We start from the raw sequence: 12,087 nt of genomic DNA on the forward strand, positions 1-12,087 counted from the left end.
AGAGAAAAGCCTGCTGAGTAAAAGTCAAAGATAAGTTAAAAAAGTGGAGGATCTGCTTTTTCGGATGTGTGGGAGGTTATATAGCTGCGGTATTCTGCAGGACGCATGCCGGTGGCCTTTTCAAAAAATATAGAAAAGCTGCCGGGCTTGCGGTAGCCGATCTGCCGGGCGATTTCGGCGAAGGACAGGTGCGGATCTGCGAGAAGCTGCAGGCTTTTTTCCAGGCGCAGCCGTCTGCGATACTGTCCGATGGAGTATCCGGTAATCGCCTTAAAAGTGTATTTCAGTTTGGACGGACTCATGCAGGCGATGCGTGCCAGCGTGTTCAGATCAGGATTTTCATGCAGGCGGTCACGAAGTATCCGGGCTGTCTGCTCGATTTGTGTATAGTCGGAAGAATATTTGTTTTTGCTGCCGGGGTTCACCGGTTCCGGAGAAAGACGGACAGCGGATAAACGCAGCAGTTCGGCTTTCTTTTGCTGAAGAAATTCTGTTTCGCCGCCGGGAGCGGGTTCATTTCGAATTTCAAAAAGGAGACGGTCTAATGTTTCGCCGGAAAGGCGCTGTTTATTTTCTCTCAATTTCTATCCCCTCCTGTTTTGGGTAAAAAAGCAGCTGTTATGTTCAAAAATCAGAGATTCTATTGACGGGCTGTTTTAGGCAAATTTATAATAGCTAACGATAGTTAAATATATATAACTCAATTCATATTATGCATACTATCAGGAAAAAAATCAATAGAGAGGAATCGAAAGGGGCAGAAAATGAACAGGAAAAACAAAACGGTGATGCGATCTGCAAAGCAGACGGCTGCTTTTGTGCTTGCCGGAGCAGTGTTGTTTGGACTGCCGGTGGGAGGAGCCGCCGAAACCGCGCAGGCTGCACAGCCTGGAAAAAAAGCAGTCAAATCGCCGGAACAACTGACAGTTACCAGAAAAAAGGGAAATAAGATCCGTGTATCCTGGAAAAAGACGCAGGCTGTGAAAAAAGCGAAAGTCCAGGTATATCTGAAAACCGGAAACGGACCCTACAGGAAAATCGGAACAACAGCAGGAACAGGGCTGACAACGAAAACGCTGAAATACAATACCGCATATGGGGTTCGTGTCAGAACTGTGTCCGGAAGAAAAGGGTCCCCGTATGTATACAGTAAGAACACAATTGTATTTCTGAAAAGACCGTCCGGTGTAAAACTGCAGAAAATCAGCGGAAACCGGCTGAAAATTTCATGGAGACAGATTTCGCGTACCGGTGCCGCCAAAAACGCGAAGATTCAGGTATATCTGAAGTGCGGAAACGGAAAAGCAAAGAAGATTTCTGTAACAAAAGGGAAAACGGTGACGACAGAGCCGCTGAAAAAGAGCGGCATCTATCGGGCGGCGGTTCGGGCTGTGACAGGAAAGAATTACTCCGCTTTTTCACACTATTCGGCAGCAGTTCGGATAAATGCTGACAAGGCGGATCGAATCCAGGATGCGGAAAAGAAGAAACCGACGGTATCACTGGTCAGGGAAAAACAGACGGGACTCGTGAACATGAAGTGGGCGCAGTATGCTGTTGTAACTTTTGATCAGGGGTACAGTCTGGACAACAGTCGGATTCTTGTGGATGGTACAGATGTCAGTGAAGCGGTCACCAAGGTTACCGATGACGGAAGTATTGTGAAATGGGAAATCACCAGCCTGAATCCGGGGAAACTGACCGTACAGAGTAAATCGGACGTTGATGTGAGTGAAACGGTTACGCTGAGTCAGAATAAAAAACCGGTACCGCCGCAGGTTGTAAAAAAGACTGCGCCGGCCTTTTTCCTGACACATGGACCGGTGTCTGTCTATGATTATTACCTGACGAATTATGATGAGGAAGGAAATGTACGCAGTCGTCCCGCAAAGACCACCTTTTCTCTTTCAGAAAATTCTGAGCGCATCCGGAGTTATTCAGAAGATGCGGAACTGCAGGAAGACGGCAGCGGAACCGTTGAAATCATGTTTAATTATTCTTCCGGGAAAGATAAGGCCTGGTTTGACGCAGTTGCGGAAAAAGGAGCCCTGGAACTGGTGGCGGACAGTGAACAGAAAACAGTGCTCAACAGCCATTTGACCTACAGCAAGAGAATTGCAGAACACAATGGCAGTCCGGTGGGAGTCATCCGCGTTCCGGTTGGGCAGGATAATTTCCGCAGCAATGGGGAATATTATATCCGTACACGTTCCAAAGGCAGTAAAAGCGCAATGACACGGATCCATGTGGTAAATAAAAAAGCGCCGTCCATCCTGATTTCGGAATCTGGGAAAATTGTATCAGGCCAGAATATACATTTTCATATCAAAGATATGACCGAGGGAATCCGGGAATCCATAAAAGAAGTGACCCTGAAAGATCCGACAGGACAGACAAGGGCGCTGACGCATATCGATGACTGGTTCCATTATGGGAATACCGGATTATTTGTACTTTACAATGACACGGAAAGAGCTTCCGGAACCAATCATACACTGTACCGGGGAACTTATACGCTTACGATCAAAGCGGCAGGATTTAAAACATGCAGCAAGACCTTTGTGGTGGATGAAGGACTGGATCCCGCTGCTGCAGGACAGAAGAAAACAGGGACTGCTGCGGCAGGAAAACGAAGCCAGGCTGTGAAAACGTACAGCGCGAAGGTGGATACGGTCAGCGGCGCAACCGGTATTGCGGGCGGATCCGGAAGTAGCAGTTCCGGCGGCACCATGGTGTCAGCAAACATTCTTTTTGACGGGGACCTTTTGGCTAATGCCCTGATTCTGGATGATCTGGGGATAAATAACAGCAGTGCCAAGGCAATTGCGGAACGCTGGCAGAAAGATGTGATCTATGACTATGCCTATGCGGAAGACGGCAAGGTGTTTTATGACTGGACCGAGTATTACAATGCGGTAAGCGATGCGCAGAATGCGGGCAGATATCTCAGCTTTGCGGAATATGCGAAAACAGCAGACGGGGAGAAAAATCAGAAGCCGTCCCAGGTCAAAATGGTGCTGGAAGATAATATGCTCGGTGATATTATGGATAATTACGCAGGGAAAGAAGCGCCGGTGCTTACACTTACGAATGGCAGCGCGGTAAAAGAAGGGGAAGATGCGGTGCTTATATCATCGGACTCCGATTATATGAAGGCAATTACAGGCGTGTATGAGCAGGACCGTTATGAACCGATCCGCGGATTTCAGGTAAAAGATGGAAAATTAGTGATAGCGGCCTCTGCGCTACAGCTGAAAAAGGGAGAAAAACAGAGTGATAATTTCTTTGAGGTGAAAGCAGACGGCTATCAGACCACACGGATTCAGATTCCCTGTGAAAAAAATCTGGAAGATGTAAAACTGAGAGTTGACGCGGCAGATAAACTGTCGGTTGGCCAGGATGTGTCAATCCGTATCGAAGGCTCAAAGGGAGATTTCCTGAAAAATCTGAAGGAGGTCAGACTCTCGAACGGAAAAAAGACCCGGGACGTGCATACGAAATCCCAGGCAGGCACATCCGGAAATGACTGGTATGAAATAGACAGCAGCGGTACCGTACTGACTTTGAAAGCCGGGCTTTTTCAAGCGGAAGGAAATTATGAGCTGACACTGTCCTCTGAATGGTACGGGGATAAGAGCGTGTCAATTGCCGTGAAGGAAGCAGCGGAGGATCCGGAGGCACAGAAGGCTCCGGAAGTGAAATCGGTAACGGAGCAGAATAAGATTTATCGCATTGCCTTTGCGGGAGAAGAAGGCGTCACAGAAAAATTCTTAAACAGCATCCGGTCAGTTCGCGTGGGCGATACAGATTATGAAAAGGCGCTGCTTGGAGTTTCCTCATCCTCTGCGGCTAGTTATGGAACAGATTGTGAAAATCCGGCTTATGGAGGAAAACAGGTGATTCTGGAGCTTACCCGGGATGGGTTTTCAAAGGATCGGGATACGCAGGTGACTGTTCGCGCCCGGGGGTATCAGGCACTGACGTTTGTGTTACATGCAGATGGCACACTGGCTGCGTCGGAGAATCAGAAATCTGAGGGAAAAGCCGAGGCACCGGAAGCCAAAGCATTTGTGAAACAGCAAGGAGACGGATGGCTGACAAACGACTGGTATTATCTTGACTTTGGCGCGAATAATGACGAGGCACGCAGCTATCTGACGAAAAAGCTGAAAGCCGTTACCGTAAACGGCATCACATACCATGCGGCAGGAGAAAATGAATATATCAGTTCTGCCAGCGGAAATAAGTACAAATTCGGAACGGGAAACATCGGAAATGACAATTTGCTGATGTTAACGGCAGGCGACGGTTTGAAGAAGGGCGGTAAAGCCACAATTGTTCTGGAAGCAGAAGGTTATCAAACGAAGACGATCCGAATCGGAGAAGATGGCAGTCTTTTATAGGCTTCCAAGAGGCTTGGCGGGCATGCGGCGCAGTCAGACGCCGCATGCTTCTGCCGTCTATTAAGAAAAAATAAAAAATTTCTGTTGACAATTCTTCTCGAATCCAGTATATTATTTCTTGTGCAAAACACAAGGAAATATTTTCCATGCGCGAGTGGCTCAGTTGGTGGAGCGCGACCTTGCCAAGGTCGAGGCCGCGGGTTCGAGTCCCGTCTCGCGCTCTAAATCAAGGATCATCCGGAAGGATGGTCCTTTTTCTATCTATCGCTCGCAAACCCAGTGTTTTCAGCGGTTTGCGGGCTTTCTTTAATTGCTCTGATAGTATTCCGGAAATCTTTCGCAGAGCAATTCGATAAATTCCAATGTGCCCGGATTGATCCGCCGCTTGTTCCAGACAACAACGAGTTCCAGAATGGGATGAAAGTCATTGATTTCCCGGAAAACGAGATCCGTCTGCTTTCTGGAAATATTGGTTGGCAGAATGGAAATGCCCATATTTGCTTCGGTCATGATCAGTGCTGTGTCTACGTGTGTAAAATCGCAAATGACGTTTGGCGGGAACGGTCCGTTTTCGATATAATCTTCGATCAGGGCAGCATAGTCCGCATACTGCTGTCTGCTTGGCAGGACCAGCGGATATGGAAGAATATCATTAATAAATATTTTTTCTTTATTCTCCAATGGGTGCCCCTTGGGAAATACCACACTTAAGCTTTCCTCGGTAAGAATTCGGATCGCAGCGCTAGAAGGCGGAACAGCATTTGGGAAAAAGAGCGTAATGGAAAGATCTGATTGGTTGTTTCCATAGGCTTCCAAAAGGTCGCCGACTTGTCCGCTGAACAGCTCTACATTCATTTCCGGGTAAATATTGCGGTACTCATCAAGAATCGGCGGCAGGAAATCTTTGACAGCTGCATCCAGAAAGCCTATACAGATCGTGCCGGAAATGTTTTCCTTTCCCTTTTGAATCACAGAAAGGGCGCTGTCATAGTCTGCCAGCGTCTTTTGAATCTTCGTAAGAAAAGCTTTCCCGAGATCTGTCAGTTCAACGGAATGTTTGCTTCTGTGAAAAAGTGTAACGTTCCCAAGTTCTTTTTCCAGCGCCATAATGTGCTTAGAAAGCGTGGAATGGCTGATGTACATCCGTTCCGCTGTTTTCTGATAATTCAGTGTGTATGCCAGATCGGCAAATTCTCTTAATATTTCAATCGTCATATCATGAACCCCATAGAGATTTCCATTGCTGAAGAATTCTTTATCATCATGTCACAGAAATGGCATTTTGTAAATTCTAAAAAAAGATTATGGCGTGGTTCCATTTTGGAACTACGCTTTTCTGTATGGGAAAAACCACTGTTACGGATTCCATGCTACGTTTTTATCAACTGGAGCATCAAAGACATCCGACACCATAAGTCAGGTGTCGAAACAGGAACCATAAAACTGATTTTATAACAGGAGGGGAAAAATGACAGGATTAACTGCAGAGAATATTTTCCAGACAGTTAAGAATGCACAGGATGCAGGCATTCTGCAAATGTTTCCGGGGCTGCAGGCAAAGATGGGACCGGGCGAGCGGTTTTTCGAATCACTCCAACGTGATTTGCTTGACGGGATGAGTTTGGAGCAGCTGGACAAATCGCTCTATTATCTGGCACCGGCCTTTGCGTTCCTGGCGGATCCGGCACATTGGACACCGGCAGAGTTTACGGCAGAGGAAATGTTTCAGGCCGTAAAGAACCTGCAGACAATGGGCGTTTTTGAGATCCGTAAGGAAAAAGGCCTGGATTTACCGGGACCGGGAGACAGATTCTTTGAATATTATCAGAACAAGCTGGTCCATGAGATTGGCCTGGAGAATCTGGATAGACTGCTTTATGTGATGGGACAAGGCATCCGGTTTCTGGCATCAGAGGAAGCAATGGAAAATGTGAAGGAAGGAGAAGCAAAGGGATGAGCAATATCAGCAGATATATCGATGTACTTAAAGAGATGGACAGTGCATTAGAGATCGTAACAGATGAGGCGGTCTGTCAGGCGTTTGCAGACGGCAATGACGGAAAGAATCCGGCAGTTGCACCAAAAGCAGTCGTATATCCGACAAAGCCGGAGCAGATTCAGCCGATCGTAAAGGCAGCGAATGAAACGGGCGTAAGTCTGGTGGTCCGTTCCTCACAGGGAACGCGCAGTGAGCATGCATCTTCACTGCCCGCAGAAGGAACAGAATCCGTCATGATCAATCTTTCAAAGATGAATCAGATCATGCGGATCGACACAAGAAATAACATGTGCCTGATCGAAGCAGGTGTGACATATGCACAGCTGAATGAGGAGCTTGCAAAGCGGGGCTATTATGTTGAGCATCCGCTCCTTCCAAGGGCAGATAAATCTGTTCTTGCAAGTCTGCTTGACAGAGAACCTGTCATGTCGCCAAAACATTGCTGGGATGTGCCGGATCCGCTGACCTGTGTTGAGCTGGTCATGGGAAACGGAGAACTTTTCCGGACAGGATCAGCTGCAGGACCGGGAACGTTGGACGAAATGCTCGAGTCCGGTTGCGCGATCAACCAGCCACAGGGCCCGTATACACTGGATCTTGTCCGTGTTATGAGTGGCGCACAGGGGACACTTGCAATCGCAACATGGGCATCTGTTAAGATCCGCCCGATTGGCAGCATGTGTGAGCTGGTATATGTACAGAGTGATGACGTGGAGGTACTGGCAGCTTACAGCTCAGATGTGATCCGCCGAAGACTGGGTGAGAATACCTTTATCGTAAATAAGGCAGCATTTGCCCAGATTACAGGAATCAAAGCAGAACTGAAAGACTGGATCATGGTAAGCGATGTCAGAGGATACCGGTACTTCCCGGAGAGATATCTTGAGAATCAGATCGCAGATATGGAAGACCTTGCAAAAGAAGCAGGCCTTACGCTCGAAAAAGAGATCTCCGGTGTCTGCAATCAGACCGTACAGGCTAGTATCGACGGAATCTCAGAGCAGGATAACTACTGGAGAGACCGCATCGGCGAAAACAGATCAGATCTTTTCTTCCAGTCTACATTGGACCGTGTGGTACTTTACAGCAAACTGGCAGAATGTGTTGCAGAAAAATGCGGAATCGATCCGAAGAGCACAAGTATTTATGTACAGCCGCTGATGATGGGCAGAAGCTGTCATGTTGAGATCCAGGCTGCAGGAAGTGCAGATCAGATCGCAGAATATGAAAAAATGCTTGGCAACATTCTCCTCGATAACAAGGCATTCTTCTCAAGACCTTATGGAGAATTGACCAAACAGGTCTTTGCAAAGAGCAGTTCACAGACACCGTTTATGAATAATATCAAGGAATTCTTTGACGAGAAGCACGTCATGAATCCCGGAAGAATGTTTGCATAGGAAGGGGGAAATGAAAAATGGCATTAATCGATTATAAGAAAGATCAGTTTTACTGCAATCGTTGCAGCAACTGCAAGTTTATCCCGTCCTATCGCATTCAGGCGGGCAGCCCGGATACCATCAACATCTGTCCGGCGATGACAAAATACAATTTCCATGCGTACAGCGGAAGCGGAAAGCTTGAGATCGGCTACTCGATCAATGACGGACATTCCGAACTCTGTGAGACATCACAGAACGTGGCTTACAAATGCACCATGTGTGGCGCATGCGATTACCACTGCAAGGTATTCAGAAAAGACATTGATGTCATTGAGAATATCGAGGAGCTTAGAAAAGAGTGTGTAAACGCCGGGCTGATCTATCCAGAGCACCAGGCGATCGCAGATTCAATCACAAATGAAAACAATCAGCTTTGCCGACCGGCAGCGGAACGGATCGATTGGTCAGAAGGCCTCTCCGTGAAGCGCGTTGACCGGGGAGAAACCGGAACCATTTACTTCTATGCCGGAGATGTCTGTGGATACAGCAAGAGTCTTGCTGAAAGAACAAATAAACTGGTATCTCTGCTCTACTCCAAAAATCTGGATCTTGTTGTATCCGGCGCTGCTGAGCCGACTGCAGCGGATAAGGCGTTTGACCTTGGATTTACCGCAGTCGGGATCGAAGCAGCGAAGAAGCTGGCAGCGGAAGTGAAAAAAACAGGTGCAAAGACAATCGTGACTACTGACGCGCATGCTTACATGGCTTTCAATTTCCACTATCCACGTAATGGTGTTGATCTTGGTGTAAAAGTAATGCACATCACACAGCTTCTGGCACAGCTGATCGAAGACGGTTTGCTGACAGCAGACAAGACAACTGACCTGAAAGTGACCTACCAGGATCCGTGTAATCTGGGACGTCGGAGCGAGCCGTTCAAAGACAACTATTACGGACAGAACAAACGCCGCCGCCCGATGGAACTGGTACGGACCGGCGATCTGGGAGAGTATCAGGCTCCGCGTGCCATTCTGGCAGCGATCCCGGGTGTGGAACTGATTGAGATGAACCGTATCAAAGGCTGGGCATACTGCTGCGGCAACGGTGCAGGTGTAGCAGAAGTCAATCCGGATCTGTTAGAAGCTACGAGCAAAGAGCGTATGGCAGAAGCAGCTAAGACCGGTGCAGATGCACTCGTAACAGCTTGTCCGATGTGTGAGTACGCATTGTCAAACGCATCTGATATGAAGGTGATCGATATCATCGATCTGGTTCTGGAATATATGAATTAAGGAGGATTTGTCATGTTAATGAATGAACAGGCTTATAAAGAAATCGAAGCGATCGTAGGCCCTGAGAATATCACGGCAGATCCGCAGATCTGTGATACCTATTCACAGTTTAATTTCCATCGTCCGGATCCGGAGATCTGGTGGTGCAGACCGGATGCGATCGTTTTGCCGGGAAGTACAGAGGAAGTATCCGCATTTGTAAAGGTCTGCAACAAATATAAGATCAAATACAAAGCACATTCCACCGGTTACGGCGCACACAACGGCGCAACATCACCGGATATGGTTCTCGTGGATCTTCGCCGGATGAATAAGATCGTTGAGATCGATGAGAAAAACATGGTCGCTGTCATTGAACCATATGCAGTCGGCGGCGCGATTCAGGCAGAAGCATGGAAAAGAGGGATGAATGTTTGCATTACCACAGCCGGACCGCAGTCATCTGTCCTGGCAAGTATCGCAGCGCATCTTGGCGGCTCCTGTGCATCTGTTTCCATGGGATATAACGGAAGAAATATGCTGGCATGTGAGTGGGTTGCACCGAATGGTGACATCATCACCATCGGATCGGCGGACAGTGATGCAGGATGGTTTTCCGCAGATGGTCCGGGACCTTCCGCAAAAGCATTCATCCGTGGATTTAACGGATATGACGGAGCGCTTGGTATCTTCACGAAAGCAGCAGTTAAGCTGTATCACTGGGCAGGACCGGATGACTACACGATCGCGAACGATGGAAATCTGTATGAAGCAGATGTTCAGGTGCCGGAAAACATGCATTTCTACACCCTGATCACCAAAGATTGGGAGACCACGACGAACGCATTCTACAAGATCGCGGAATGCGAGATCTGCTACTACATGAACAAGTTCTCCATTGGTATCACAGGCCGTGGATATATGCCGGAGTTCTTTGAAGAAGCAGTCAAATACCCGCATTTAAGAGAAGCGTTAAAGATGGGGCGTCACCGTACCGTTATGGTTGTGATAGGTAACAGCGAACGTGATTTGCAGTATAAAGTGGATTGCTTAAAGAAAATCGCGGAAGAAGAGAACGGTATCCTGATCGGCGGACATGCTGAGACACCATATGCAAAAGTACACCTTTGTTCCCTCTGTCGTGCAGACGGATATGCATCCCTTTTCAACGGTCCGGGATCCTTCCATGTGGCAATGGGCGCGGACGAGGCACTCGATGTTGTCTTCAAACAGGCGCAGTACGCACAGGAGATCAAAGAGCGGATGATCGCAAATGAAGAAACCATTGATGACCTTGGCGACGGTGCTTATGTCGCAATCTGCGGTCAGCAGCCGATCGGACATAACGAAGCGGTTATGATGATCGATATGGATGATGAGAAATCAGCCAGTGCGATGATGAACTTCTCGATCGAGACCGGAAAGGTCCTTTATGAGAAGGCACTTGGTGGAATCGGCTTTGCCGCATTCGGCGGACCGGAACAGATCATGATGTTCAACGATAAGGTTTATAAATACTACAGCCACATTCAGAGAATCAAGGGTGCAGTTGACCCGGATAACCTGGGTGCCATGACATTTGTATAAAAAGGAAGGAGAGATAAAATGGCAGAAAAGAAAAACGTGATCATCGTAGGCGGCGGCTGTGCGGGACTGAGTGCAGCGTATCATCTGCATAAAAAAGGCTATGGTGTGGAAGTATATGAAGCACAGGATCGCTTCGGTGGACGTATGGGTATCTACGAAGAGAATGGGTATCTGATCGATGAGTATGCGCAGTTTGTGCATCCGAGCTACAAAAAAGCAAAAGAGATGCTGACAGAAATGGGGATCATCGATGATCTTCAGCCGTTCGATCTAGGTGGCGGTATGAACGTCTGGTTTAACAATCACTGGGTTTCCGCTTTCCCGAATCCGGAGGATCCGGAAGCAGTGGCTGCAAACAAAGAGTGGATCGACTACATGGGTGAGGATAACTTCAATGCGTTTGTCGGTTACTGTGCAAAATACTGTGACGGCAAGTTTTATGAAGGCTCTACCGATTGGATGATGGACTGTGACAAAGATGATGGCGGCAACTTTGGTGATTTCGTCAAAGAGAATTTCGGTGAACGCGTTCTGGAAAACTTTGTACAGCCGGTCGTAGCATCTTTGGGGCTGGAGTACCCGGAAAAATGTGGTGTGGCATTTGGTCTTCAGATCGTATGGACGGTTCTGGTCGGTGGCGCAGCAGTCTTAAAAGGCGGCCTCGGAAGACTGGCAAACGAGATCGTTAACATTATCGGAGAAGAGCATGTTCATCTGGGCGCACCGGTTGCGGAGATCGTGATCGAAGACAATAAAACAAAAGGTATCAGGCTCGAATCCGGTGAATTCATCGAGTGCAATACTGTTGTCTGTGCAACAACCGCTCCGGCTGCATTAAAGATCACACCGGGACTGCCTGAATATATGAGAAAGCCGGTTGAGCGTGTAACACTTTGCAGAACCATTCATTCCACGCTGTTCTTTGATAAGAAGCTGACAGATGGTAAGAAACCGGTTGGCGGTCTGCTTCCGAGAGCGCTTGGCGAACCGTTCTGCACCTGTATGTTCCAGTCATCCAGAAACCCGGTTGCACTTCCGGATGATCATTCAGATGCAATGAGTGTATTTTACTTTGGAGAAGATCAGTTGCCGAAGTACTGGGATCTTTCAGAAGAGGAGATCCTTGAGCACACATTCAGTGTTGTAAAGAAATATTTCTCAGAACTGCCGGATCACTATATCGGCGGTCATGTTGTAAAAGCGCCGCAGGCAAACTTTACGATGCAGAACGGCTGTCCGTCCGCGATCAAAGAGATGCGCGATAACCACTACAGGGATGTAGAAGGCTTCTTCTTCTCTGGTGATTATATGTACACAGGTTCTTATGAATCTGCATTAAACTGTGGCTGCAATGTGGCACGCTGCATCGATGGTGAGATTGAAAGTATTTAATCTGTATCTTGTATATTGACACCTTGGGTGGGACATAAAAATTGTTTTAATGG

The 12,087-nt window shown here is 47.7% G+C and carries 8 protein-coding genes and 1 tRNA gene; 7 read left to right on the plus strand and 2 right to left on the minus strand.

Features of this window, described 5'->3' with window-relative positions; all coding sequences use genetic code 11:
* Positions 1-35 precede the first annotated feature (35 nt).
* On the minus strand, positions 36-581 hold the full coding sequence (locus CXIVA_RS13460; protein WP_013977539.1) for an AraC family transcriptional regulator: 546 nt from the start codon (positions 579-581) through the stop codon (positions 36-38).
* A 183-nt stretch (positions 582-764) separates the two neighbouring features.
* Here CXIVA_RS13460 and CXIVA_RS08175 point away from each other — a divergent pair, with 183 nt between their 5' ends.
* Both CXIVA_RS08175 and CXIVA_RS08180 read left to right on the plus strand, forming a co-directional pair.
* Positions 765-4,403 (plus strand): hemoblobin-interacting domain-containing protein, encoded by a 3,639-nt coding sequence (locus CXIVA_RS08175; RefSeq protein WP_013977540.1) that lies wholly within the window; start codon positions 765-767, stop codon positions 4,401-4,403.
* 148 nt (positions 4,404-4,551) lie between these two features.
* Positions 4,552-4,624, plus strand: a tRNA-Gly gene (locus tag CXIVA_RS08180).
* An 85-nt stretch (positions 4,625-4,709) separates the two neighbouring features.
* Here the strand turns inward: CXIVA_RS08180 and CXIVA_RS08185 are convergent.
* Complete coding sequence (locus CXIVA_RS08185) at positions 4,710-5,618, minus strand: LysR family transcriptional regulator (protein WP_013977541.1); 909 nt, start codon at positions 5,616-5,618, stop codon at positions 4,710-4,712.
* Positions 5,619-5,871: 253 nt separating this feature from the next.
* On the opposite strand from CXIVA_RS08185, the gene CXIVA_RS08190 reads away from it, so the two are divergent.
* From CXIVA_RS08190 to CXIVA_RS08210, 5 genes are read left to right on the plus strand one after another with little or no spacing between them, the layout of a single operon-like run.
* The gene (locus tag CXIVA_RS08190) at positions 5,872-6,360 is read left to right on the plus strand and encodes a hypothetical protein (protein WP_013977542.1); all 489 of its coding nucleotides are present in this window, start codon (positions 5,872-5,874) and stop codon (positions 6,358-6,360) included.
* Positions 6,357-7,802: an FAD-binding oxidoreductase gene (locus tag CXIVA_RS08195; protein WP_013977543.1), complete on the plus strand. Its 1,446-nt coding sequence runs from the start codon at positions 6,357-6,359 to the stop codon at positions 7,800-7,802. Before CXIVA_RS08190 ends, CXIVA_RS08195 begins: the two co-directional genes overlap by 4 nt.
* Before the next feature lie 17 nt (positions 7,803-7,819).
* Complete coding sequence (locus tag CXIVA_RS08200; RefSeq protein ID WP_013977544.1) at positions 7,820-9,076, plus strand: (Fe-S)-binding protein; 1,257 nt, start codon at positions 7,820-7,822, stop codon at positions 9,074-9,076.
* A gap of 12 nt (positions 9,077-9,088) precedes the next feature.
* Positions 9,089-10,642: an FAD-binding oxidoreductase gene (locus CXIVA_RS13465; RefSeq protein ID WP_013977545.1), complete on the plus strand. Its 1,554-nt coding sequence runs from the start codon at positions 9,089-9,091 to the stop codon at positions 10,640-10,642.
* Between the two features lie 18 nt (positions 10,643-10,660).
* Positions 10,661-12,034: an NAD(P)/FAD-dependent oxidoreductase gene (locus CXIVA_RS08210; protein WP_013977546.1), complete on the plus strand. Its 1,374-nt coding sequence runs from the start codon at positions 10,661-10,663 to the stop codon at positions 12,032-12,034.
* Positions 12,035-12,087: the final 53 nt, after the last annotated feature.

The organism is Clostridium sp. SY8519 (assembly GCF_000270305.1).
Taxonomy (GTDB): Bacteria; Bacillota; Clostridia; order Lachnospirales; family Lachnospiraceae; genus SY8519.

Coding starts and splice junctions, on each gene's coding strand:
- CXIVA_RS08175 (WP_013977540.1), top strand. CDS start 765: ATGAACAGGAAAAACAAAACGGTGATGCGATCTGCAAAGCAGACGGCT.
- CXIVA_RS08185 (WP_013977541.1), bottom strand. CDS start 5,618: ATGACGATTGAAATATTAAGAGAATTTGCCGATCTGGCATACACACTG.
- CXIVA_RS08190 (WP_013977542.1), top strand. CDS start 5,872: ATGACAGGATTAACTGCAGAGAATATTTTCCAGACAGTTAAGAATGCA.
- CXIVA_RS08195 (WP_013977543.1), top strand. CDS start 6,357: ATGAGCAATATCAGCAGATATATCGATGTACTTAAAGAGATGGACAGT.
- CXIVA_RS08200 (WP_013977544.1), top strand. CDS start 7,820: ATGGCATTAATCGATTATAAGAAAGATCAGTTTTACTGCAATCGTTGC.
- CXIVA_RS13465 (WP_013977545.1), top strand. CDS start 9,089: ATGTTAATGAATGAACAGGCTTATAAAGAAATCGAAGCGATCGTAGGC.
- CXIVA_RS08210 (WP_013977546.1), top strand. CDS start 10,661: ATGGCAGAAAAGAAAAACGTGATCATCGTAGGCGGCGGCTGTGCGGGA.